Below are 20617 nucleotides of genomic sequence, written 5' to 3' on the forward strand. Positions count from 1 at the left end.
TTAAATAAAAGCCATAAAAAAATTAAGGGATATTAAAATATCACTTAATTTTTAGAAAGATAAGGTTTTTATTTACCAAACAGTGAACCCAGTAAACCACGCACAATCTTTTGTCCTGTACTACCACCAAGGCTGCGTGCTGCACTTTTTGCAAAAGTACCGACGATATCTTGGGTGAGTTTTTCACGATCACGCTGTGATTTTTCTGCGGCTTTTTGCTGCTCACGGGCAAAGCGTTCTTGTTCTTTGGCCTGTTGCTTGGCCAAAGCATCTTGCTCTTTGCTTTGTTGTTTGGCTAATTCGTCAGCTTCTTTTTGTTGGGATTGTTGCAATACTTTTTTCTGCAGCATTTCATAGGCACTGTCGCGATCTACGGCTTGGTCGTAGACACCCGCCACAATACTTTGCCCAATAATCACTTGGCGTTCTTCAGGCGTGATCGGGATAAAGGAGGAGTAAGGAGGCATCACCCAGCCGCGTTCCACAATCTGTGGTGTTCCTTGTTCATCTAGGCAACTAATCAGTGCCTCACCAACAGCCAGTTCGGTAATGGCTTGGTCGACTTTAAACTCAGGGTTGGCACGGAAAGTATCCGCTGCAGTTTTGACCGCCTTTTGATCTTTCGGAGTAAATGCACGTAAAGCATGTTGCACACGGTTCCCCAATTGCCCTAATACGCTTTCGGGTAAATCCAGAGGGTTTTGGGTAATGAAATAAATCCCCACGCCTTTAGAACGAATCAAACGTACCACTTGCTCAATCTTTTGTTGCAAAGCAGGGCTGGCATTATCAAACAGTAAATGCGCTTCATCGAAAAAGAACACCAACTTTGGCTTGTCCATATCACCGACTTCAGGCAACTGTTCAAACAATTCAGACATCATCCAGAGCAGGAAGGTCGCATAAAGCTTTGGTGTGTTCATCAATTTATCAGCAGCTAGGATATTGATGTAGCCGTGACCATTGGTGTCAGTTTGGATGAAATCGAGAATATTCAGGCTTGGTTCGCCAAAAAACTGTTCGCCACCCTGATCACCTAATGCCAGCAAGTTGCGTTGGATTGCACCCAGACTGGCAGGAGAAAGATTGCCATATTCAGCCTTGAGGCTGGCTGCATTTTCACTGACATAGGTCAGCATGGCCTTTAGGTCTTTAAAGTCAATCAGTAATAGACCTTGATCATCGGCAACACGGAACACCGCCGAAAGCACACCTTCCTGTGTGTCATTCAGATTCAGCATTTGCGCCAATAATAGGGGGCCAATTTCTGAAATAGTGGTGCGAATCGGATGTCCTTGTTGCCCAAATAGATCCCAGAAAATAACAGGGGATGCGGCAAAAGGCACTGTATCCAATTGCAGGCTTTTCAGGCGTTCATCAAACTTGGGATTGCTGCTACCTGCTTTGGCCAGACTGGAAACATCACCTTTAGCATCGGCAAGAAACACGGGTACACCAATACGGGAAAAACTCTCGGCCATCACTTTGAGGGTGACGGTTTTACCTGTTCCTGTAGCGCCGGCAATCAGGCCGTGTCGGTTGGCAAATTTAGAATGTAAAACAATCTCTTGTGTTGTATCTGTGGTTTTTTTAGCAATAACGATTGGCGTACTCATTCTTCACCTGTTTTTAATCTCAATCGAGCTGTTTTAATGCGTTTTGGATATCTTGAATTAAATCTTCTGGATGTTCTAGTCCTATACAGAAGCGAACCAATAAACCTTGTTGTAAATGTGTATTTTCCAGCGTACGCATTTGTTTGAGGTCATATAGCATGGCCAGACTAACGGGGCCACCCCAACTAAATCCCAATTTAAACAGGCTGAAATTGTCACAGAACTTTCGAATCGCATTGAGATCATATTCAGGTTTGAAAATGACACTGACTAAGCCTGCGCTTTTTCCAGTACGACAAACTTCTGTCCAGAATTGATGGCCTGCTGCATCAGGATCGCTTGGATGCAGGACTTGATTAAATTGTGGTTGTTGTTTGAGCCAGTTGAGTAGGGTCAGGGCACTTTGTGATTGTTGTTCATAACGTAAGGACATATGCGCCAAACTACGTTGGATCTGTGCGGTATCATCACCTGAAACAGCAATCCCTTGAATGGCGTGCATCCGGTAGAGTTTATGATGGAGTGCTTGGTCACGGGTCACGACTGACCCCATTAGAATATCACCGCCGCCGCTTGGATATTTGGTCAGTGCATGTACGCTGATGTCCATGGCTAGATGTTCATCTGAAAAATCAAAGGCATTAAAAGCCAGCCCAGCGCCCCATGTATTATCCAGTGCGGTGAGCACGTTGGCTTGCTGCGCTTTTTTTACCAAATTTTTTAAATCTGGAAACTCTAGCGTGACTGAGCCAGCTGCTTCGAGCCAGATCAGTTTGGTTTTTTCAGTCGGTTGAAAACTATTGGCATCAATCGGATTATAAATTTTAACTGTGATGCCGTAACGATCTTGCAGATGGTTTAAATGTTCAAGGTTGGGGCCGTAAATATTATCGGCGACCCAGACCTCATCGCCTGTACTTAAAATGGCACTATTCACGAGATTAATCGCTGATAATCCACTTGGTGCAAGCAGACAATAGCGGCCGCCTTCAATTTGGGCAATGTTGTCCCCTAATGTAAACGTTGTTGGTGTACCGTGTGTGCCATAACTATAGTCATAAGCATCGGTCCAATGGCGGTCAAAAAGGTGCGCTGTGCTTTTAAAAATAATCGTGGATGCACGAAATAAGGGAGGCTGGATGGTTTCAATGTATTGAGCGGCTTTTCTTGGTGCGTGAATCAGTTGGGTCTGTGCTTTATTGTGTGTTGTCATGGGGCAAAATCAAATCAATATAATGAGTTAGGGTAAGAGAAAATCAGCAAAGTCGCCAGTGCTTTGCAGGTTTTGTACAGAATCCGTACAGATTTGGCTCATCATCTAAAACTGGCTTTATTTTTGCTAAGACTAAGTATCATTCTAACTACAATAGGTTTTAGCGCATGAAGTCGCATTTAAGAGTGCATTATTTTCAGCACATTGCTGGCGAGGGTTTTGGCAGTTGCTATGACTTTTTAAAAGCACACAAAGCAAAGATTACCGCCACTGAGTTTTTTGCTTTGCCAGTTGATCTACCTCTGGAATTGGAAGCTCTGCCACGTGTAGATGAGGTAGATCTACTGATCATTATGGGGGGCACTATGAGCGTGAATGATGAGGCAAACTATCCTTGGTTGAGACTAGAAAAAAGATGGTTACGCCGCTATCTCGCCGCAGGCAAACCAGCGATTGGTCTGTGTCTGGGTGGGCAATTGATTGCCAATGCTTTGGGTGCAGCTGTGAGTCGTAATCCGCATCAGGAATTGGGGTGGATGGATGTTGGGCGTGCTTCGCATGTCCCTGAAGACTATTTTCAAGTCCCAGAACAGTTAAATATTTTGCAATGGCATAGTGAGACCTTTGAGATTCCGAAAGGGGGGATTCGTCTGGCAGAGAATAAGGTGTGTCGGAACCAAATGTACCAAATTGGACGTAATGTTTTGGGGTTTCAGTTTCATCCTGAAATGACGCCACATGCGCTGGCACTGCTGATTGAAAATGAAGAGGACATGGCGGTATTCAATGGCGACTACGTCCAGCCGATGTCTGAATTAAAAAGAACTTTAAAAAGTAAATTTGAACAAGGGAATCGATTGCTCAATCAGGCAATTGATTATGTGGTGAGCGCCTAGCAATACGTAATTTGATTAAAAAAAGAAAAGAAGAATTGCATAAGACTTAAACAATCGTTATAATGGGCGACCCTCAAATGGAGGGCGTTCACTACGAAGAAAGTAGTTAACGCATTACAGTCGTGGCATCGATCACGACCATAGTGATTTTCACTGCCCTTGACACTTACCAAAAGGTGAGGTGCGTCATGGGTGATTCTTTATATATTTGGCTTGGAGTTTACTGGTATGTCTAACCAGAGAATTCGTATCCGTTTGAAGTCTTTTGATCATCGTCTGATTGATCAATCTGCTCAAGAGATCGTAGAAACCGCTAAGCGTACTGGCGCACAAGTGTGTGGTCCAATCCCGATGCCTACTCGCATCGAACGCTTCAACGTTCTTACTTCACCACACGTCAACAAAGACGCTCGTGACCAGTATGAAATCCGCACTTATAAACGTTTGATCGACATCGTTCAACCAACAGATAAAACTGTTGATGCATTGATGAAGTTGGATCTTGCTGCTGGTGTAGATGTTCAGATCGCTTTGGGTTAAGGCTTTCGGTTAATTAGCTTTATTTATAAGTTGATTAGGCCGCTTTATTAGAGGTTTATGCACATGGCTATTGGTTTAGTCGGTCGCAAATGTGGTATGACTCGCGTCTTTACGGATGCTGGTGTATCTGTACCTGTTACAGTTATCGAAGTCGATCCAAACCGCATTACGCAAATCAAAACACTTGAAACTGATGGTTATCAAGCAATTCAAGTAACTACTGGTGAACGTCGCGAATCGCGCGTAACTAACGCTCAGAAAGGTCACTTCGCGAAAGCGGGTGTTGCTGCTGGTCGTTTAGTTAAAGAGTTCCGTGTTACTGAAGCTGAGCTTGAAGGCCGTGAAGTTGGTGCTTCTATCGGTGTTGATTTGTTCACAGTTGGTCAAATTGTTGACGTAACTGGTCAATCAAAAGGTAAAGGCTTCCAAGGTGGTGTTAAGCGTTGGAATTTCCGTACGCAAGATGCTACTCATGGTAACTCTGTATCTCACCGTGTATTAGGTTCTACAGGTCAAAACCAGACACCTGGTCGCGTGTTCAAAGGCAAGAAAATGGCTGGTCACTTAGGTGACGAACGCGTAACAGTTCAAGGTCTTGAAATCGTATCTATTGACGCTGAACGTTCTGTTTTAGTTGTTAAGGGTGCTATTCCTGGTTCAACTGGCGGTGACGTTATCGTACGTCCTACCATCAAGGCCTGAGGGGAAATACTGTGAATTTAAAAACTGTTTCCGGCTCTGCTGTTGAATTGTCTGAAGTTGCTTTCGGACGTGAATTTAACGAAGCTCTTGTACACCAAGTTGTTACAGCTTACTTAGCTGGTGGTCGTCAAGGTACTCGTGCTCACAAATCACGTGCAGATGTTTCTGGCGGTGGTAAAAAGCCATTCCGTCAAAAAGGTACTGGTCGCGCTCGTGCGGGTTCTATTCGTAGCCCAATCTGGGTTGGTGGTGGTAAAACTTTTGCTGCTCGCCCACAAGATTGGTCTCAAAAAGTAAACCGTAAGATGTATCGCGGTGCAATGCAATGTATCTTAGCTGAACTTGTTCGCCAAGATCGTCTTGTATTAGTTGAAGAGTTTGCTGTTGCAGCTCCAAAAACTAAAGAATTGCTTGCAAAACTTACAGACTTGAATGCAACTCGCGCATTGATCATTACAGATGCTGTAGATGAGAACTTGTATCTTGCAGCTCGCAACCTTCCACACGTTGATGTGGTTGATGCTACTGCTATTGATCCTGTTAGCTTGATCGCATTTGATAAAGTTGTAATGTCTGTAGCTGCTGCTAAGAAAATTGAGGTAGAACTCGGATGAACAACGAACGTATCTATCAAGTCCTATTAGGACCAGTATTCTCAGAAAAAGCACAAGTTTTAGGTGATACTGCTGGTGTTCAAGTGTTCAAAGTTGCATTAAATGCAAACAAACTTGAAATCAAAAAAGCAGTTGAGCAGCTCTTTGGTGTTGAAGTTGTAAAAATCAATACAACGATCACTAAAGGTAAAACAAAACGCTTTGGTAAAACATTAGGACGTCGTTCTGATGTGAAAAAAGCATACGTCACCCTGAAAGCTGGCCAAGATGTAGAAATGGCTGACTTGGGCGATACCGCTGAAAACGCAGCGGAATAAGGACGAGAATTATGCCAATTCAAAAATGTAAGCCAACGTCTCCAGGACGTCGCTTTGTAGAGAAAGTGGTTCATGACCATCTTCACAAAGGCGCGCCTTATGCACCGTTGGTAGAAGCTAAAAAACGTACTGGTGGTCGTAATAACAATGGTCACATCACTACACGTCACGTGGGTGGTGGTCATAAGCAAAACTACCGTATTGTTGACTTTAAACGTAACAAAGATGGTATTCCGGCGACTGTAGAGCGCATTGAATACGATCCTAACCGTACAGCTCATATTGCTTTATTGAAATATGCTGACGGTGAACGTCGTTACATCATTGCACCTAAAGGCTTACGTGCTGGTGATAAAGTTCAATCTGGTAACGATGCTCCAATTCGTCCAGGTAACTGCTTGCCACTTCGCAACATGCCAATCGGTTCTACCCTGCATAACCTTGAACTTAAAATCGGTAAAGGTGCTCAATTAGCACGTTCTGCTGGTACTTCAGTTCAGTTGTTGGGTCGTGATGGTTCTTACGCTATCGTTCGTTTACGTTCTGGTGAAATGCGTAAAGTCCATGTTGAATGTCGCGCTGTAATTGGTGAAGTTTCTAACCAAGAAAGCAACCTTCGTTCATTGGGTAAAGCTGGTGCTGCGCGCTGGCGTGGTGTTCGTCCTACCGTTCGTGGTATGGCGATGAACCCAGTAGATCACCCGCATGGTGGTGGTGAAGGGCGTAGCAAAGGTATTCAACCTGTAAGCCCATGGGGTCAAAAAGCTAAAGGGTACAAGACACGTACCAATAAGCGTACGACTAAGATGATTATTCGCGACCGTCGCGTCAAGTAAGGGAATCTGAATAATGCCTCGTTCATTAAAAAAAGGTCCATTCGTCGACGCGCATTTGTTCGCTAAGGTTGAAGCTGCGATTGCTGCTAACAACCGTAAGCCGATCAAAACATGGTCACGTCGTTCAATGATCCTTCCAGACTTTGTTGGTTTAACAATTTCTGTTCACAATGGCCGTAACCACGTTCCAGTAATTGTTACTGAACACATGGTTGGTCATAAATTGGGTGAATTCGCGCCAACTCGTACCTATCGTGGTCACGGTGTTGATAAGAAGTCTAAACGTTAATAGGTGCTATGATGGAAGTAACTGCTAAATTACGCGGTGCCGCTATCTCGGCACAAAAAGCACGTTTAGTTGCTGATTTGATCCGTGGTAAGTCGGTTGCACGTGCGATAGACATTTTGAACTTCAGCAACAAGAAAGCAGCTGTGCTTGTTAAAAAAGCACTTGAATCTGCAATCGCGAATGCTGAACACAACAACAGCTTAGATGTTGATGACCTTAAAGTAACTACGATTTACGTTGATGAAGGCATGAGCCTTAAACGTATCATGCCACGTGCTAAAGGCCGTGCAGATCGTATTACTAAGCGTACTTGTCACATCACCGTTAAGGTAGGGGTTTGATATGGGTCAGAAGGTTCATCCAATCGGTATCCGCCTAGGTGTTGTGAAACGCCATAACGCTAACTGGTATGCGAATCCGAAACAATACGCTGAATACTTGCTTAAAGATCTTCAAGTTCGTGAGTTTTTAATCAAAAAACTTAAAAACGCGATGATCAGCAATATTCTTATCGAACGTCCTACTGGCGCTGCTAAGGTAACAATTAGCACTGCTCGTCCTGGTATCGTTATCGGTAAAAAAGGCGAAGATATTGAGAAATTACAGCGCGAACTCACCAACATTATGGGTGTTCCAGCTCAAGTTAGCATCAATGAAATTGATCGCCCTGACTTGGACGCACGTTTAGTTGCTGAAGCGATTGCTTCTCAATTAGAAAAGCGTGTTATGTTCCGTCGTGCTATGAAGCGTGCGGTTCAAAACACAATGCGTGCTGGCGCTAAAGGTATCAAAGTTGAAGTTTCTGGCCGTTTAGGTGGTGCAGAGATCGCTCGTACTGAGTGGTATCGTGAAGGTCGTGTACCTTTGCATACGCTTCGTGCTGACATCGACTATGCTACTATGCGTGCAGAAACAACATACGGTACGATCGGTGTTAAAGTTTGGATTTTCCGTGGTGAGATCTTAGGTGGCATGAAACAAGTCATGAACCCTGCTCCTGCTGAAGAGCGTCCAGCTAAACGCGGTCGTGGTCGTGGTGAAGGTCAAGAGCGTCGTGGTCGTCGCGGTGACCGTGCTGCTGACAAGGGAGAATAATCCATGTTGCAACCTAAACGTACCAAATTCCGTAAAGTGCACAAAGGCCGTAACACTGGTCTAGCGCATCGTGGTAGTACAGTATCATTTGGTTCGATTGCAATTAAAGCAACTGAACGTGGTCGTATGACTGCGCGTCAGATTGAAGCTGCACGTCGTACCATTAGCCGTCGTATCAAACGTGGTGGTAAAATCTTCATCCGCGTATTCCCAGACAAACCAATTACCGAAAAGCCATTAGAAGTTCGTATGGGTAAAGGTAAGGGTAGCGTGGAATACTGGGTTTGTCAGATCCAGCCAGGTAAGATCCTGTACGAAATTGAAGGTGTTAGCGATGAGTTAGCGCGTGAAGCTTTTGCTTTAGCTGCTGCTAAACTCCCGTTTAAAACCACTATCGTGACTCGGACGGTGATGTAATGAAAACTAAAGATCTACGTGAAAAGTCGGTAGAAGAGTTGAAAGCTTTGCTTGATGAGCAACAGCTTAACCAATTCCGTCTTCGTATGGCGAAAGCAACTGGTCAATTAGGCAAATCGCATGAAGTGCAAATTGCTCGTAAGACAATTGCTCGTATTAAGACACTCCTTACCGAAAAACAGGGGAACGGACAATGAGTGAAAAAACAGTCCGCACGTTAACCGGCAAAGTCGTAAGCGACAAAATGGACAAGTCTATTGTTGTGCTTATTGAACGCCGCGTTCAACACCCGTTGTATGGCAAATCAATCCGCCGTTCAACTAAATTACACGCTCATGATGAGAACAATGTTGCTAAATTAGGCGACTTGGTAACCATCAAAGAAAGCCGCCCAATTTCTAAAACTAAAGCTTGGACTTTAGTGGAAGTAGTTGAAGCTGCTGCTGAGTAATTAGACGTTCTTGTTGCATCATCGGACAATTTCGAGTACTCTTTGAGCCTTTCGAAATTGTGACCGGTGATGCTCGGTTTTGGAGTAGGGCAATGATTCAAACCGAAAGTATGCTCGACGTAGCAGACAATAGTGGTGCACGCCGCGTACAATGTATTAAAGTACTTGGTGGTTCACACCGTCGTTATGCTTCAGTTGGCGATATTATTAAAGTTACTGTAAAAGAAGCAATTCCACGCGCACGTGTTAAAAAAGGTGACGTGATGAATGCTGTAGTTGTTCGTACAAAATTCGGCATCCGTCGTCCAGACGGTTCAGTTATTCGTTTCGACGATAACGCAGCTGTTATTTTGAACAACAACAAAGCTCCGATTGCGACTCGTATCTTCGGACCAGTGACTCGTGAACTTCGTACTGAACAGTTCATGAAAATCATTTCATTGGCTCCTGAAGTTCTATAAGAGGCAATCATGGCTAAGATTAAAAAAGGCGATCAAGTAATTGTGATCGCAGGTAAAGAAAAAGGCAAACAAGGTATCGTTTTGTCTGTTTCTGAAGATCGAGTTAAGGTCGAAGGCCTTAACTTAGTGAAGAAGCATCAAAAGCCAAACCGTGTAACTGGCGCTGAAGGCGGCATCGTTACTCAAGAGGCTACGCTTCATATTTCAAACGTGGCAATTTTTAATGCTACAACCCAAAAGGCTGACCGTATTGGTTACCAAGTGATTGAAGGCGCGAAAACTCGTGTTTATAAATCAAATGGTGAATCAGTGGCGGTAGCGAAGTAATAGGTTGAATAGGCAATGGCCAGACTTAAAGCACGTTACAACGACGAACTTAAAGCAAAGTTACAAGAAGAACTTAGCGTTAAGAATGTGATGGATATTCCTCGCATCACAAAAATCACTCTTAACATGGGTGTAGGCGCAGCTGCAACTGATAAGAAATTATTAGATGGCGCTGTTGCTGATATGCAACTCATTGCTGGTCAAAAACCAGTTGTGACACTTGCTCGTAAATCAATCGCTGGTTTCAAAATCCGTGATGGTTGGCCGATCGGTTGTAAAGTTACTTTACGCGGCGACCAAATGTACGAATTCTTGGATCGTTTGATCTCGATCGCAATCCCTCGTATCCGTGACTTCCGTGGTTTCTCTGCGAAATCATTTGATGGTCGTGGTAACTACTCTATGGGTTTAAAAGAGCAAATCGTTTTCCCTGAAATCGATTTTGACAAGATTGATCGTATCCGTGGTTTAGACATCACTATTACGACAACTGCTCGTAGCGATGACGAAGGCCGTGCGCTTATGCGTGCATTCGGCTTCCCGTTCAAATAAGAGGTCGATATGGCTAAGAAAGGTATGATTAATCGCGAATTGAAACGCGAAAAGACAGTTGCTAAATACGCTGCAAAACGTGCTGAATTAAAAGCAACGATTGCAAATGTAAATGCAAGTGACGAAGAACGTTTCGAAGCGACATTAAAGTTACAGGCATTGCCACGTAACGCATCTCCAGTACGTCTTCGTAACCGTTGTGGTTTAACTGGTCGTCCTCATGGTTACTTCCGTAAGTTCGGTTTAAGCCGTAACAAATTACGTGACACAGTAATGCAGGGTGATGTACCAGGCGTTGTTAAGGCAAGCTGGTAAGGAGCGACTAAATGAGTATGCAAGATACCGTTGCCGACATGTTAACACGTGTTCGTAACGCACAAATGGCGAAGAAACAAACTGTTTCTATGCCTTCTTCTAAGTTGAAAGTTGCAATTGCAAACGTACTTCAACAAGAAGGTTATATTTCAGACGTAGCAGTTGCTCAAGAAGAGACAAAAGCTACTCTGACAATTACTTTAAAATATTTCGAAGGCAAGCCTGTTATCGAAACCGTTAAACGCGTAAGCCGTCCAGGTCTACGTCAATATCGCGGTAAAGATAAAATTCCTAGCGTTAAGCAAGGTTTAGGTATTGCAATTGTTTCTACAAGCAAAGGCATCATGACTGATCGCGCTGCACGTGCTGCGGGCGTCGGTGGTGAAGTTATTGCTTTTGTTTCTTAATAGGTGATTCCTCATGTCTCGTGTGGCTAAAGCCCCAGTAACTGTACCTAATGGTGTAACAGTTACTCAGAACGGCCGGCAGGTCGAAGTGAAAGGCAGCAAAGGTACATTGTCTTTCAACCTGCATGCGCTGGTCGAGCTAAAACAGGAAGAAGGTAAACTTCAACTTGCTCCAGCTAAAGAGTCGAAAGACGCTTGGATGCAAGCTGGTACTGCTCGCGCTGTATTGAACAACCTTGTAAAAGGTGTTAGCGAAGGCTTCGAACGTAAGTTACAGCTTGTTGGTGTTGGTTATAAAGCTGCGGTTAAGGGTACTTCTGTAAACCTTAACCTTGGTTACTCACACCCAATTGACTACGCTTTACCTGAAGGTGTAACAGCGGAAACTCCAACTGCGACTGAAATCATTTTGAAATCAGCAAACAAGCAGTTGTTAGGTCAAGTGGCAGCGGAAATCCGTGCATACCGTGCTCCTGAACCATATAAAGGTAAAGGTGTTCGTTATTCGGATGAAGTTATTCTTCGTAAAGAAGCTAAGAAGAAATAAGGCGCGAGGTTCTTATGAACGAAAAGAAACAAACCCGTTTGCGTCGTGCGAAAAGCACACGCTTGCACATTCGTGCATTGGGTGCGACTCGTTTGTGTGTAAACCGCACTCCGCGTCACATCTATGCGCAAGTTATTTCAGCAGATGGTGGCAAAGTTTTAGCGCAAGCTTCAACTTTAGATGCATCTTTGCGTAGTGGTACTACTGGTAACGTGGAAGCGGCTACGAAAGTTGGTGCTTTGATCGCAGAACGTGCTAAAGCAGCTGGTGTTACCAAAGTTGCATTTGACCGTTCTGGTTTTAAATATCATGGTCGTATCAAAGCCTTGGCTGATGCTGCTCGTGAAGGCGGCTTGGAGTTCTAATCATGGCGAAAGTTGAACAAAACGAAGGTCTCGTTGAAAAGCTGGTTGCCGTTGATCGTGTAGCCAAGGTTGTTAAAGGTGGTCGTATCTTCTCTTTCACAGCATTAACTGTTGTGGGCGATGGTAATGGTCGTGTAGGTTTTGGTCGTGGTAAAGCACGTGAAGTTCCAGCTGCTATTTCTAAAGCACTTGAAGCTGCTCGTCGTAACATGATCACTGTAGACCTTGCGGGTACTACTTTACAACACCCTGTGAATGCTCGTCATGGCGCAAGCCGTGTATACATGCAACCTGCTTCAGAAGGTACTGGCGTAATTGCTGGTGGCGCTATGCGTGCTGTTCTTGAGGCTGCAGGTGTACATAACGTACTTGCTAAATGTTATGGTTCTACAAATGCTGCTAACGTAGTAAACGCAACTTTCAAAGGTTTGCGTGATATGACTTCTCCTGAGAAAGTCGCTGCGAAACGTGGTCTTTCAGTAGAACAAATTCAAGGGTAATCAATCATGAAAACGATTAAAGTTACCCAGACTAAGTCTTCATCGCATCGTTTGAAAAATCACAAACTTTGCCTTCAAGGTTTAGGTCTGCGTCGTATTGGTCATACTGTAGAAGTGCAAGATACGCCTTCTAACCGTGGTATGGTCAACAAAGTTTACTATATGGTTAGTGTAGAGGAATAAGCCATGACTCTGCGTTTAAATGAACTTGCACCTGCAGAAGGTGCTAAGCGTGAACACCGTCGTCTAGGCCGTGGTATCGGTTCTGGCGTTGGTAAGACTGGTGGTCGTGGTATCAAAGGTCAAAACTCACGTAAAAGTGGTGGTACTCGTCCGGGCTTTGAAGGCGGTCAAACTGCGTTATATCGTCGTTTACCTAAATTCGGTTTCACTAGCCAAATCGCTTTGAAAACTGCTGAAGTACGTTTGTCTGAGCTCAATAAAGTTGAAGGTGATGTTGTTAGCCTTGAAACTTTAAAAGCTGCGAATGTTGTTCGTCGTGACCAAATTCGTGCTCGCATCGTTCTTTCTGGTGAAATCACTCGCGCATTCACTGTTAAAGGTGTTGTGTTGACTAAAGGCGCTAAAGCTGCTGTTGAAGCTGCTGGCGGTAAAGTCGAGGAGTAATCTCGAGTGTCTATGACTCCTAGTTCTTCAGGTCATGTCAACATGATGAAAGGCCAACCATTTCATGTGAAATACCGTGAAATTATTCGTCGATTAATGTTCTTGATTGGCGCGTTATTGGTCTTTCGACTAGGAGCGCATATTCCGTTGCCGGGGATTGATAACGTAGCGCTAGCACAGTTTTTTAAAGCTAATGAAGGTACCTTCTTAGGTTTATTTAACATGTTCTCTGGTGGTGCGTTAGAACGCATGTCGATTCTGGCATTGGGAATTATGCCGTACATTTCTGCATCGATTATCGTGCAGTTGATGTCGACTGTAATTCCTTCGCTAGAAGCTTTGAAAAAAGAAGGCGAGCAAGGCAAACGTAAGATCAATCAATATACACGTTATGGCACCTTATTTCTTGCACTCGTGCAAGGTATCGGGATGTGTGCTGGTTTGATTAGTCAAGGTATTACCTTAACGTCAGGCTTGGCATTCTACGTTCCAGCACTGACTTCGTTAGTTGCAGGAACGATGTTCTTGATGTGGTTGGGCGAGCAAATTACCGAACGTGGTGTTGGTAATGGTATCTCGATGATCATTTTCGCAGGAATCGTGGCAGGTTTGCCAAATCTTGTGATTCAGTCGTTTACGTCTGTACAGAATGGTCAGGGTAGTTTAATTGGTTTAGCTGTATTCGGTTTACTCTCATTAGCCGTTTTAGCTGCGATCGTGTTTATTGAAAAAGCACAACGTCGTATTCCAGTGAACTACGCACAAAAACAACAAGGTCGTCGTGTATTTACTGCACAGCAAACACATTTGCCGTTAAAAATTAACATGGCAGGTGTGATTCCAGCAATTTTTGCAAGCTCATTGTTATTATTTCCAGCGAGCTTGGGACAATGGTTAGGAAGTGCTGATCCAAATGCAGGGATTGTGAAGCGTAGCCTACAAGATCTGGCATTGGTGTTATCGCCTGGACAGCCGTTGTATCTAATGCTCTTTGGCGCGTTAATTATCTTCTTCTGTTATTTCTATACGGCGCTTGTATTTAGCCCGAAAGAAGTATCAGAGAATTTAAAGCGTAGCGGGGCATATGTGCCTGGTATCCGTCCAGGTGAGCAAACGGCTCGTTATTTAGATCATATCCTTAACCGTTTGACCTTCATCGGTGCAATCTACATTACCGTGGTATGTTTAATGCCAATGGTGCTACAAAGTTCGTTTGGTATTCCATTCCATTTGGGTGGAACATCTTTACTGATTGTAGTGGTAGTCGTAATGGACTTTATGGCGCAACTCCAAGCGCACCTTACTTCGCATCAATATGATAATCAAACGTTAATGAGAAAAACGACTGCTCATCCTAAGGGATAAGCGCACTTAGAAGGTTTCATCATGAAAGTACAAGCTTCTGTAAAGAAAATTTGTGGTAGCTGTAAAGTTATCCGTCGTAATGGGGTAATTCGCGTAATTTGTAGCGCAGAACCTCGTCATAAGCAGCGTCAAGGTTAATTTAATTAAGACCTGTTGATTTCAGTAGGCTAATTAGGTTATTATCCGCCCCTCAAGATTTTTGTGGGGCGGTTGATTATCTTGACTGCCTTTTTGGAGAAAATTGAATGGCTCGTATTGCCGGTGTAAACATTCCGGATAACAAGCATGCTGTTATCTCTCTCACGTATATTTTTGGTGTAGGTCGCCACACTGCTAAGAACATCTTGGCTGCTGTAGGTATCACTGAAACTACTAAAATCCGTGAATTAGATGATGCTCAGCTTGATGCGATTCGTGCAGAAGTTGCTAAGGTTCCGACCGAAGGTGATTTACGTCGCGAAATTTCCATGAACATTAAACGTTTAATGGATTTAGGCTGCTACCGCGGTCTTCGTCATCGTCGCAGCTTGCCTGTTCGCGGACAACGCACCAAAACTAACGCACGTACCCGTAAAGGTCCGCGCAAACCGATTAAGAAATAAGATTTCTGGAAGCTAAAAGATGGCTAAAGATACTCGCGCACGCAAGAAGGTCACTCGTACCGTCTCTGAAGGTGTCGCACACATTCACGCTTCTTTTAATAACACCATTGTTACGATTACCGATCGTCAAGGTAATGCATTGGCTTGGGCTACCTCAGGTGGACAAGGCTTCCGTGGATCACGTAAATCAACACCGTTTGCTGCTCAGGTAGCTGCTGAAGTTGCTGGTAAAGCTGCTTTAGACTACGGTTTGAAAAACTTGGACGTCCTTGTAAAAGGTCCTGGTCCTGGTCGTGAATCTGCGGTTCGTGCATTAGGTGCAGTGGGTTATAAAATTAACAGCATTACCGATGTGACTCCAATTCCGCACAACGGTTGCCGTCCACCTAAAAAACGTCGCGTGTAAGGAGAAACATTCATGGCTCGTTATATTGGTCCAAAATGCAAACTCTCTCGCCGCGAAGGGACAGACCTGCAATTAAAATCTGGCGTTAAACCGTTTGACGTTAAGACTAAAAAACATGCTAAAGCTCCTGGCCAACATGGCGGAGCTCGTGGTAGCAAACAATCAGAGTACTCACTACAATTACGTGAAAAACAAAAAGTACGTCGTATGTACGGTGTGTTAGAGCGTCAATTTAGTAACTACTACAAAGAAGCTGCTCGTGTGAAAGGCGCAACAGGTGAAAACTTGTTGAAATTGCTTGAAAGCCGTCTTGATAACGTTGTTTATCGCATGGGTTTTGGTTCTACACGTGCAGAAGCTCGTCAGTTAGTATCTCACCGTAGCATCACTTTGAACGGTCGTCGTGTTAACATTGCATCTATCCAAGTTAAAGCTGGTGATGTAATTGCAGTACACGAAGGCGCTAAACAACAATTACGTATTAAAAACGCAATTGAATTAGCTGCTCAACGTGGTATCCCTGCTTGGATGGAAATTGACCATTCTAAGTTAGAAGGTACGTTTAAAGCTGCACCAGATCGTTCTGATTTACCTGCTGAAATCAACGAAAGCTTGATTGTAGAATTGTATTCTAAATAATCCTTGAGGTAGCAATAAATGACGCGTACTGCAAACGAGTTTCTAACTCCGCAAGCGATCAAGGTCGAAGCGGTGAGCGGGACCTCGGCAAAAGTGATTCTGGAACCTTTAGAGCGTGGCTTTGGTCATACTCTAGGTAATGCTTTACGTCGCATTCTATTGTCTTCTTTACCTGGCGCTGCTGTGGTTGAAGTAGAAATAGAAGGTGTCGAGCACGAGTACAGTACTTTAGAAGGCTTGCAGCAGGACATCGTCGAGCTCTTGCTGAACCTAAAAGGATTGTCTATTAAGCTGTTCGATCAAAATGAAGCATATTTGACATTAGAGAAACAAGGAGCGGGTGACGTAACTGCAGCTGACCTTCGTTTACCTCATAATGTTGAAGTGGTTAACCCTGATCATTTAATCGGTACTTTGAGTTCTACAGGTTCATTAAAAATGCGCCTGAAAGTTGCTCAAGGTCGTGGTTATGAAACATCTGACTCACGTTTCCCTGAAGGCGAAACACGTCCTGTAGGTCGTTTACAGTTAGATGCTTCTTATAGCCCAATCAAGCGTGTTTCATACACAGTAGAAAATGCTCGTGTTGAACAACGTACCGATCTTGATAAGTTAGTGATCGATCTTGAGACTAACGGAACTGTTGATCCAGAAGAAGCAATCCGCAAAGCGGCAACAATCTTGCAACAACAAATTGCAATTTTTGTTGATCTTCAGAAAGATCAAACTCCAGTTGCTCAAGAACCTCGCGAAGAAGTTGACCCGATCTTGCTTCGTCCAGTAGATGATCTCGAGCTTACTGTTCGTTCTGCTAACTGTTTGAAGGCAGAAAATATTTACTACATTGGTGATCTTGTTCAACGTACTGAAGTTGAGTTGTTAAAAACTCCTAACTTAGGTAAAAAATCGTTAACAGAGATCAAAGATGTTTTGGCATCGAAAGGTTTACAACTCGGCATGCGTTTAGAGAACTGGCCACCAGCTAGTCTCCGTATGGATGACCGTTTTGCCTATCGTAGCCGTTAATTAAGTAGGACTATCACCATGCGTCATCGTAATAGTGGTGTGAAATTAGGCCGTACAAGCAGCCATCGTAAGGCGTTGTTCCAAAATTTAACGAATGCTTTAGTTGAGCACGAGTTAATTAAAACAACTTTACCTAAAGCGAAAGAACTTCGCCGCGTTGCTGAGCCTTTAATCACTTTAGCTAAAAACGATACAGTAGCAAACCGTCGTTTAGCGTTTGCTCGTACTCGTTCTGCAGCAACTGTTGGTAAATTATTTACCGTTCTTGGCCCTCGTTACAAAGAACGTAACGGCGGCTATCTTCGTGTTCTTAAAGCGGGCTTCCGTGCAGGTGATGCTGCACCGATGGCTTACGTTGAACTCGTTGACCGTGAAGTAAAATAATACTTCTACGTGTAGAACAGTCAGTTGTTCCAAAAAAGACCGGTGTAATAACCGGTCTTTTTTTATTGTTTATTTTTAATTACTTTTGCACATAATTTTAGATTGAGTATTCTGCTAAATTATTAGATCGCTCGATTATAAAAATTTAAATAGACAAATATGTTAAATATTGAGATTAAAATTCTTGGTGTTAACGTGCTGAATGATTTTAGAGCAATCAGACTTTCAGCATTAGCAAAAGCCCCGGAAATGTTTGGTTCTACTTATAGTATAGAAGTAGTGAATCCATTAAGTTTTTTTGAGCGTTGCTTATCTAGTTCTACGATCTTTGGTGTTTATCACAAAGACAGAATTATTGGTTTAGCGACTTTAACCCGAGAGACGGCAACAAAGCTTTCTCATAAGGCTTATTTATCAAGCGTATTTATCGAACCTGAATTTCAAGGGCTAGGAATTGCAAATAGATTGCTTACAACTGTTATTGAACATAGTAAACAATATCTAGAACAAATTTTACTTATTGTCGCTGATGATAATCAGCCAGCAATTAAGCTTTATAAAAAGTTTGGCTTTCAAACTTATGGGGTAGAGTCAAAAGCATTAAAAAATAACGCAGAATATACGGATGAGATTTTGATGAAACTTTTTTTACCCTAAAACACATGTCTATCTTCTGTCTGATATCAAGTTATTCCGTGAAGCTGTTTACAGGGATATTTTCAAGTAATAGAGCTATTGCTTAAATATTTTCATACTTGATTCTGAATGGGGTATCTCTTTAAGTATTTCATGACGATAGGTGACTTATCGTTTGAATAGCCCCCTGACAAAATAAATCCAAGCAAAAATCTCAGGTTTTTTTAGCCTTCAATTTCTTAAAGATGTCCCGAAGTGATATGAAAAAACCGATGAATGACCAAACTTGACATTGCGTATTGTCAAATTTGTGCTTTAATAAAGTCATGGTTTATACAGGGTATAAAAAAAATGGAAAAGCAAGTTGATGTATTAATTATTGGCGCAGGTATCTCTGGGATTGGGTTAGCTGTGCATCTCTCTAAGAACTGTCCACAACGTAAATTTGAAATCTTAGAACGTCGTGATAGTTTTGGCGGAACATGGGATTTATTCCGTTACCCTGGTATTCGTTCTGACTCAGATATGTCAACCTTTGGTTTTAATTTTAAACCATGGGCAAAAGACAAAGTATTGGCCAGTGGTGCTGAGATCAAAGGTTATTTGAGCGATGTCATCAGTGAAAATCAGTTAAAAGATAAAATTCATTTTGGTCATCGTGTTCTTTCTGCAAACTACGATTCGGCAAAGAAAAAATGGGCTGTTGAAATCGAAGACAGTAACAAGAAAAAGCAAACTTGGTCAGCAAACTTTGTGATGGGTTGTACCGGTTACTATAACTATGACCAAGGTTATGCACCGAAATTTCCAAAGCAAGAAGACTTTAAAGGTCAATTGATCCATCCACAACATTGGCCAGAGAACTTAGATTACACAGGCAAGAAAGTGGTGATTATTGGGAGTGGTGCCACTGCAATTACACTGGTTCCTTCAATGGTGAAAGGCGGTGCAGGGCATGTAACCATGTTACAGCGTTCTCCTTCTTATATTGCGACAATTCCCTCAATTGACTTTATTTATGAAAAAACCCGTAAATTTATGTCTGAAGAAACCGCATATAAATTTACCCGTGCACGTAACATCGGTATGCAACGTGGTATCTATGCATTGGCACAGAAATATCCAAAAACAGTGCGTCGCTTATTGTTGAAAGGCATTGAGTTACAGCTAAAAGGTAAAGTGGATATGAAACACTTTACGCCGAGCTATAATCCTTGGGATCAACGTCTGTGTGTCGTGCCAGATGGCGATTTATTCAAGGCATTACGTGAAGGTCATGCCAATGTTGAAACTGATCAAATTGAAAAATTCACAGCGAATGGCATTCAATTGAAATCAGGTAAACACCTTGAAGCAGACATCGTAATTTCAGCGACAGGTTTGGAAATCCAAATCTTGGGTGGTGTAAAAGGCACGATTGATGGTAAGCCAATGGATACTTCTCAGCACATGCTGTATCAAGGTGTGATGGTCAGTGATGTACCGAATATGGCGATGATCATTGGTTATATCAACGCGTCTTGGACCTTAAAGGTTGATATTGCAGCGGATTATATCTGTCGTTTGCTTAATCACATGGACAAAAATGGCTATGATGAAGTGATTGCACATGCTGATCCAGCATTACGCGAACACGATACCATTATGGGCAAAATGTCTTCAGGTTATATCGCACGTGCGGCCAATGTGATGCCGAAACAAGGTAAAAAAGCACCGTGGAAAATTACCAATAACTATCTTGCAGACCGTAAAGAATTGAAAGATGCATCATTCAGTGATGAGGTTTTACACTTCCATAAACGTGGTGAGCAAGTGAATCGTAAGCCAAAATTGGTATCGTAATTATCTCTTGAAATGATTTAAACCCTATGTTGATACATAGGGTTTTTTTATCTGTGCTAGGTTTTAATCAGATGAATATCGCGTATATTGAGCAGATTAGAAAATTTAGATTAGGGATAATTCGATGAAACAATTACTCATCTTGGGGACGTTATTTTTCACTACATTGGCCTTTGCTGATGAGGTCAAACAAAAACAAATCATTGCACAAAAACTGGTATCTGTTGATGGGACAGAGCAAGGTTTGCAAAACACCGATAAGATGATTTTAGAACAAATACGTATGCGTTTGCCCAAAGATCTGCCTGAAAGCTTTTATACTGATTTAAGCAAGAATTTGAATAGTGAACAGCGTAAGCAATTTATTGTGCAGCGCTATGCGGAGAGCTTTAGTGAAAAAGAATTACAGGCGGCGTTGAACTTCTATCAATCTGCCGAAGGCAAGGCATGGGCAAAGAAAGCCAGTGATGTGGGCAGTGAAGTCGCACATTTCACTACGCAAAATGCCCGTACCGCGTTGAATACCACCATGCAACAACATATTGATCATCCAACTGTTAAGCAACTGATGGCAAGGATGAATCCACAGCCTGTTCCAGCAGTTGAAAAGAAAGAGCAGAAATAAAAAAG

At 42.9% G+C, this 20617-nt stretch carries 33 protein-coding genes and 1 pseudogene; 32 read left to right on the plus strand and 2 right to left on the minus strand.

All coding sequences use genetic code 11. From position 1 onward, the window contains the following. Window positions 1–68: 68 nt before the first annotated feature. Together F993_RS00630 and F993_RS00625 are read right to left on the minus strand one after the other, a co-directional pair. Window positions 69–1616, minus strand: a complete 1548-nt coding sequence (locus F993_RS00630; RefSeq protein WP_004657671.1) for a helicase HerA-like domain-containing protein — start codon at window positions 1614–1616, stop codon at window positions 69–71. 19 nt (window positions 1617–1635) lie between these two features. Further along, complete coding sequence (locus F993_RS00625; RefSeq protein WP_004657672.1) at window positions 1636–2829, minus strand: PLP-dependent transferase; 1194 nt, start codon at window positions 2827–2829, stop codon at window positions 1636–1638. 167 nt (window positions 2830–2996) lie between these two features. Here F993_RS00625 and F993_RS00620 point away from each other — a divergent pair, with 167 nt between their 5' ends. The 32 genes and pseudogenes from F993_RS00620 to F993_RS00470 all read left to right on the plus strand — a co-directional run bounded on the left by F993_RS00620 (window position 2997) and on the right by F993_RS00470 (window position 20612). Next, a complete protein-coding gene (locus F993_RS00620; RefSeq protein ID WP_004657673.1) occupies window positions 2997–3725 on the plus strand; it encodes a type 1 glutamine amidotransferase in 729 nt (242 codons plus the stop codon). Between the two features lie 228 nt (window positions 3726–3953). Then, entirely contained in the window at window positions 3954–4265 is a 312-nt protein-coding gene (gene rpsJ / locus F993_RS00615; RefSeq protein WP_000070912.1) for a 30S ribosomal protein S10, read from the plus strand. A 63-nt stretch (window positions 4266–4328) separates the two neighbouring features. Beyond that, window positions 4329–4967, plus strand: coding sequence for a 50S ribosomal protein L3 (gene rplC, locus F993_RS00610; protein WP_004657674.1), 639 nt, complete (start codon window positions 4329–4331; stop codon window positions 4965–4967). Between the two features lie 11 nt (window positions 4968–4978). Beyond that, window positions 4979–5581: a 50S ribosomal protein L4 gene (gene rplD, locus F993_RS00605; protein WP_004641072.1), complete on the plus strand. Its 603-nt coding sequence runs from the start codon at window positions 4979–4981 to the stop codon at window positions 5579–5581. Then, complete coding sequence (rplW, locus tag F993_RS00600; protein WP_004641070.1) at window positions 5578–5898, plus strand: 50S ribosomal protein L23; 321 nt, start codon at window positions 5578–5580, stop codon at window positions 5896–5898. The genes rplD and rplW overlap by 4 nt, the downstream gene beginning before the upstream one ends. An 11-nt stretch (window positions 5899–5909) precedes the next feature. Continuing rightward, window positions 5910–6734 carry a 50S ribosomal protein L2 gene (rplB, locus tag F993_RS00595; protein ID WP_004657675.1) on the plus strand — a complete coding sequence of 275 codons (825 nt, stop codon included), beginning with the start codon at window positions 5910–5912 and terminating at the stop codon, window positions 6732–6734. Window positions 6735–6747: 13 nt separating this feature from the next. After that, a complete protein-coding gene (rpsS, locus tag F993_RS00590) occupies window positions 6748–7023 on the plus strand; it encodes a 30S ribosomal protein S19 (RefSeq protein WP_004641066.1) in 276 nt (91 codons plus the stop codon). 11 nt (window positions 7024–7034) lie between these two features. Continuing rightward, complete coding sequence (gene rplV, locus F993_RS00585) at window positions 7035–7364, plus strand: 50S ribosomal protein L22 (RefSeq protein ID WP_004657676.1); 330 nt, start codon at window positions 7035–7037, stop codon at window positions 7362–7364. Between the two features lies 1 nt (window position 7365). Continuing rightward, window positions 7366–8182: pseudogene (rpsC, locus tag F993_RS00580) on the plus strand (30S ribosomal protein S3). After that, window positions 8122–8535 carry a 50S ribosomal protein L16 gene (rplP, locus tag F993_RS00575; RefSeq protein ID WP_004657678.1) on the plus strand — a complete coding sequence of 138 codons (414 nt, stop codon included), beginning with the start codon at window positions 8122–8124 and terminating at the stop codon, window positions 8533–8535. Before rpsC ends, rplP begins: the two are co-directional and overlap by 61 nt. Continuing rightward, window positions 8535–8732: a 50S ribosomal protein L29 gene (gene rpmC / locus F993_RS00570; RefSeq protein ID WP_000849927.1), complete on the plus strand. Its 198-nt coding sequence runs from the start codon at window positions 8535–8537 to the stop codon at window positions 8730–8732. Before rplP ends, rpmC begins: the two co-directional genes overlap by 1 nt. Beyond that, complete coding sequence (rpsQ, locus tag F993_RS00565; RefSeq protein ID WP_004657679.1) at window positions 8729–8986, plus strand: 30S ribosomal protein S17; 258 nt, start codon at window positions 8729–8731, stop codon at window positions 8984–8986. Before rpmC ends, rpsQ begins: the two co-directional genes overlap by 4 nt. A gap of 92 nt (window positions 8987–9078) precedes the next feature. Then, the gene (gene rplN / locus F993_RS00560) at window positions 9079–9447 is read left to right on the plus strand and encodes a 50S ribosomal protein L14 (protein WP_004657680.1); all 369 of its coding nucleotides are present in this window, start codon (window positions 9079–9081) and stop codon (window positions 9445–9447) included. Between the two features lie 9 nt (window positions 9448–9456). Beyond that, window positions 9457–9774 (plus strand): 50S ribosomal protein L24, encoded by a 318-nt coding sequence (rplX, locus tag F993_RS00555; RefSeq protein WP_004657681.1) that lies wholly within the window; start codon window positions 9457–9459, stop codon window positions 9772–9774. A gap of 15 nt (window positions 9775–9789) precedes the next feature. Next, window positions 9790–10326, plus strand: coding sequence for a 50S ribosomal protein L5 (gene rplE / locus F993_RS00550; RefSeq protein WP_004657683.1), 537 nt, complete (start codon window positions 9790–9792; stop codon window positions 10324–10326). Between the two features lie 9 nt (window positions 10327–10335). Beyond that, window positions 10336–10641, plus strand: coding sequence for a 30S ribosomal protein S14 (rpsN, locus tag F993_RS00545; RefSeq protein ID WP_004641050.1), 306 nt, complete (start codon window positions 10336–10338; stop codon window positions 10639–10641). Window positions 10642–10652: 11 nt separating this feature from the next. Further along, window positions 10653–11048, plus strand: a complete 396-nt coding sequence (gene rpsH / locus F993_RS00540; RefSeq protein WP_004657684.1) for a 30S ribosomal protein S8 — start codon at window positions 10653–10655, stop codon at window positions 11046–11048. 13 nt (window positions 11049–11061) lie between these two features. Beyond that, on the plus strand, window positions 11062–11595 hold the full coding sequence (gene rplF / locus F993_RS00535) for a 50S ribosomal protein L6 (RefSeq protein ID WP_004657685.1): 534 nt from the start codon (window positions 11062–11064) through the stop codon (window positions 11593–11595). Between the two features lie 14 nt (window positions 11596–11609). Beyond that, the gene (gene rplR, locus F993_RS00530) at window positions 11610–11960 is read left to right on the plus strand and encodes a 50S ribosomal protein L18 (protein ID WP_004641044.1); all 351 of its coding nucleotides are present in this window, start codon (window positions 11610–11612) and stop codon (window positions 11958–11960) included. A gap of 2 nt (window positions 11961–11962) precedes the next feature. Beyond that, window positions 11963–12460 carry a 30S ribosomal protein S5 gene (gene rpsE / locus F993_RS00525; protein ID WP_004657688.1) on the plus strand — a complete coding sequence of 166 codons (498 nt, stop codon included), beginning with the start codon at window positions 11963–11965 and terminating at the stop codon, window positions 12458–12460. 6 nt (window positions 12461–12466) lie between these two features. Next, entirely contained in the window at window positions 12467–12643 is a 177-nt protein-coding gene (gene rpmD / locus F993_RS00520; RefSeq protein WP_003653652.1) for a 50S ribosomal protein L30, read from the plus strand. Between the two features lie 3 nt (window positions 12644–12646). Further along, window positions 12647–13087 (plus strand): 50S ribosomal protein L15, encoded by a 441-nt coding sequence (gene rplO, locus F993_RS00515; protein ID WP_004657691.1) that lies wholly within the window; start codon window positions 12647–12649, stop codon window positions 13085–13087. 45 nt (window positions 13088–13132) lie between these two features. Continuing rightward, complete coding sequence (gene secY / locus F993_RS00510; RefSeq protein ID WP_171066090.1) at window positions 13133–14452, plus strand: preprotein translocase subunit SecY; 1320 nt, start codon at window positions 13133–13135, stop codon at window positions 14450–14452. A gap of 21 nt (window positions 14453–14473) precedes the next feature. Next, complete coding sequence (rpmJ, locus tag F993_RS20300; protein WP_000867907.1) at window positions 14474–14590, plus strand: 50S ribosomal protein L36; 117 nt, start codon at window positions 14474–14476, stop codon at window positions 14588–14590. Between the two features lie 107 nt (window positions 14591–14697). After that, a complete protein-coding gene (gene rpsM / locus F993_RS00505; RefSeq protein WP_004657696.1) occupies window positions 14698–15054 on the plus strand; it encodes a 30S ribosomal protein S13 in 357 nt (118 codons plus the stop codon). Window positions 15055–15073: 19 nt separating this feature from the next. Next, window positions 15074–15460, plus strand: a complete 387-nt coding sequence (gene rpsK, locus F993_RS00500; RefSeq protein WP_004281491.1) for a 30S ribosomal protein S11 — start codon at window positions 15074–15076, stop codon at window positions 15458–15460. A 12-nt stretch (window positions 15461–15472) separates the two neighbouring features. Then, window positions 15473–16099, plus strand: a complete 627-nt coding sequence (gene rpsD, locus F993_RS00495) for a 30S ribosomal protein S4 (RefSeq protein ID WP_004657698.1) — start codon at window positions 15473–15475, stop codon at window positions 16097–16099. A gap of 18 nt (window positions 16100–16117) precedes the next feature. Beyond that, window positions 16118–17125, plus strand: a complete 1008-nt coding sequence (locus F993_RS00490) for a DNA-directed RNA polymerase subunit alpha (RefSeq protein ID WP_004657700.1) — start codon at window positions 16118–16120, stop codon at window positions 17123–17125. Window positions 17126–17143: 18 nt separating this feature from the next. Beyond that, the gene (gene rplQ, locus F993_RS00485; protein WP_004641032.1) at window positions 17144–17509 is read left to right on the plus strand and encodes a 50S ribosomal protein L17; all 366 of its coding nucleotides are present in this window, start codon (window positions 17144–17146) and stop codon (window positions 17507–17509) included. Between the two features lie 159 nt (window positions 17510–17668). Further along, window positions 17669–18166 carry a GNAT family N-acetyltransferase gene (locus F993_RS00480; RefSeq protein ID WP_004657702.1) on the plus strand — a complete coding sequence of 166 codons (498 nt, stop codon included), beginning with the start codon at window positions 17669–17671 and terminating at the stop codon, window positions 18164–18166. A 330-nt stretch (window positions 18167–18496) separates the two neighbouring features. Then, complete coding sequence (locus F993_RS00475) at window positions 18497–19987, plus strand: flavin-containing monooxygenase (protein WP_004657704.1); 1491 nt, start codon at window positions 18497–18499, stop codon at window positions 19985–19987. A 124-nt stretch (window positions 19988–20111) separates the two neighbouring features. After that, entirely contained in the window at window positions 20112–20612 is a 501-nt protein-coding gene (locus F993_RS00470) for a DUF2059 domain-containing protein (RefSeq protein WP_004657706.1), read from the plus strand. The last annotated feature ends 5 nt before the right edge of the window (window positions 20613–20617 follow it).

Source organism: Acinetobacter proteolyticus, assembly GCF_000367945.1.
GTDB classification, from domain to species: domain Bacteria; phylum Pseudomonadota; class Gammaproteobacteria; order Pseudomonadales; family Moraxellaceae; genus Acinetobacter; species Acinetobacter proteolyticus.

What these genes read in the sequence shown, in the direction of transcription:
- rpsK (WP_004281491.1), top strand. Translation starts at nt 15,074, where the DNA reads ATGGCTAAAGATACTCGCGCACGCAAGAAGGTCACTCGTACCGTCTCT.
- F993_RS00475 (WP_004657704.1), top strand. Translation starts at nt 18,497, where the DNA reads ATGGAAAAGCAAGTTGATGTATTAATTATTGGCGCAGGTATCTCTGGG.
- F993_RS00620 (WP_004657673.1), top strand. Translation starts at nt 2,997, where the DNA reads ATGAAGTCGCATTTAAGAGTGCATTATTTTCAGCACATTGCTGGCGAG.
- F993_RS00630 (WP_004657671.1), bottom strand. Translation starts at nt 1,616, where the DNA reads ATGAGTACGCCAATCGTTATTGCTAAAAAAACCACAGATACAACACAA.
- F993_RS00480 (WP_004657702.1), top strand. Translation starts at nt 17,669, where the DNA reads ATGTTAAATATTGAGATTAAAATTCTTGGTGTTAACGTGCTGAATGAT.
- rpsQ (WP_004657679.1), top strand. Translation starts at nt 8,729, where the DNA reads ATGAGTGAAAAAACAGTCCGCACGTTAACCGGCAAAGTCGTAAGCGAC.
- secY (WP_171066090.1), top strand. Translation starts at nt 13,133, where the DNA reads ATGAAAGGCCAACCATTTCATGTGAAATACCGTGAAATTATTCGTCGA.
- rpsD (WP_004657698.1), top strand. Translation starts at nt 15,473, where the DNA reads ATGGCTCGTTATATTGGTCCAAAATGCAAACTCTCTCGCCGCGAAGGG.
- rplX (WP_004657681.1), top strand. Translation starts at nt 9,457, where the DNA reads ATGGCTAAGATTAAAAAAGGCGATCAAGTAATTGTGATCGCAGGTAAA.
- rplW (WP_004641070.1), top strand. Translation starts at nt 5,578, where the DNA reads ATGAACAACGAACGTATCTATCAAGTCCTATTAGGACCAGTATTCTCA.
- rpsJ (WP_000070912.1), top strand. Translation starts at nt 3,954, where the DNA reads ATGTCTAACCAGAGAATTCGTATCCGTTTGAAGTCTTTTGATCATCGT.
- rplO (WP_004657691.1), top strand. Translation starts at nt 12,647, where the DNA reads ATGACTCTGCGTTTAAATGAACTTGCACCTGCAGAAGGTGCTAAGCGT.
- rpsS (WP_004641066.1), top strand. Translation starts at nt 6,748, where the DNA reads ATGCCTCGTTCATTAAAAAAAGGTCCATTCGTCGACGCGCATTTGTTC.
- rpmJ (WP_000867907.1), top strand. Translation starts at nt 14,474, where the DNA reads ATGAAAGTACAAGCTTCTGTAAAGAAAATTTGTGGTAGCTGTAAAGTT.
- rplP (WP_004657678.1), top strand. Translation starts at nt 8,122, where the DNA reads ATGTTGCAACCTAAACGTACCAAATTCCGTAAAGTGCACAAAGGCCGT.
- rpsN (WP_004641050.1), top strand. Translation starts at nt 10,336, where the DNA reads ATGGCTAAGAAAGGTATGATTAATCGCGAATTGAAACGCGAAAAGACA.
- rpmD (WP_003653652.1), top strand. Translation starts at nt 12,467, where the DNA reads ATGAAAACGATTAAAGTTACCCAGACTAAGTCTTCATCGCATCGTTTG.
- F993_RS00490 (WP_004657700.1), top strand. Translation starts at nt 16,118, where the DNA reads ATGACGCGTACTGCAAACGAGTTTCTAACTCCGCAAGCGATCAAGGTC.
- rpmC (WP_000849927.1), top strand. Translation starts at nt 8,535, where the DNA reads ATGAAAACTAAAGATCTACGTGAAAAGTCGGTAGAAGAGTTGAAAGCT.
- rpsE (WP_004657688.1), top strand. Translation starts at nt 11,963, where the DNA reads ATGGCGAAAGTTGAACAAAACGAAGGTCTCGTTGAAAAGCTGGTTGCC.
- rplR (WP_004641044.1), top strand. Translation starts at nt 11,610, where the DNA reads ATGAACGAAAAGAAACAAACCCGTTTGCGTCGTGCGAAAAGCACACGC.
- F993_RS00625 (WP_004657672.1), bottom strand. Translation starts at nt 2,829, where the DNA reads ATGACAACACACAATAAAGCACAGACCCAACTGATTCACGCACCAAGA.
- rplF (WP_004657685.1), top strand. Translation starts at nt 11,062, where the DNA reads ATGTCTCGTGTGGCTAAAGCCCCAGTAACTGTACCTAATGGTGTAACA.
- F993_RS00470 (WP_004657706.1), top strand. Translation starts at nt 20,112, where the DNA reads ATGAAACAATTACTCATCTTGGGGACGTTATTTTTCACTACATTGGCC.
- rplN (WP_004657680.1), top strand. Translation starts at nt 9,079, where the DNA reads ATGATTCAAACCGAAAGTATGCTCGACGTAGCAGACAATAGTGGTGCA.
- rplC (WP_004657674.1), top strand. Translation starts at nt 4,329, where the DNA reads ATGGCTATTGGTTTAGTCGGTCGCAAATGTGGTATGACTCGCGTCTTT.
- rpsH (WP_004657684.1), top strand. Translation starts at nt 10,653, where the DNA reads ATGAGTATGCAAGATACCGTTGCCGACATGTTAACACGTGTTCGTAAC.
- rplQ (WP_004641032.1), top strand. Translation starts at nt 17,144, where the DNA reads ATGCGTCATCGTAATAGTGGTGTGAAATTAGGCCGTACAAGCAGCCAT.
- rpsM (WP_004657696.1), top strand. Translation starts at nt 14,698, where the DNA reads ATGGCTCGTATTGCCGGTGTAAACATTCCGGATAACAAGCATGCTGTT.
- rplB (WP_004657675.1), top strand. Translation starts at nt 5,910, where the DNA reads ATGCCAATTCAAAAATGTAAGCCAACGTCTCCAGGACGTCGCTTTGTA.
- rplV (WP_004657676.1), top strand. Translation starts at nt 7,035, where the DNA reads ATGGAAGTAACTGCTAAATTACGCGGTGCCGCTATCTCGGCACAAAAA.
- rplE (WP_004657683.1), top strand. Translation starts at nt 9,790, where the DNA reads ATGGCCAGACTTAAAGCACGTTACAACGACGAACTTAAAGCAAAGTTA.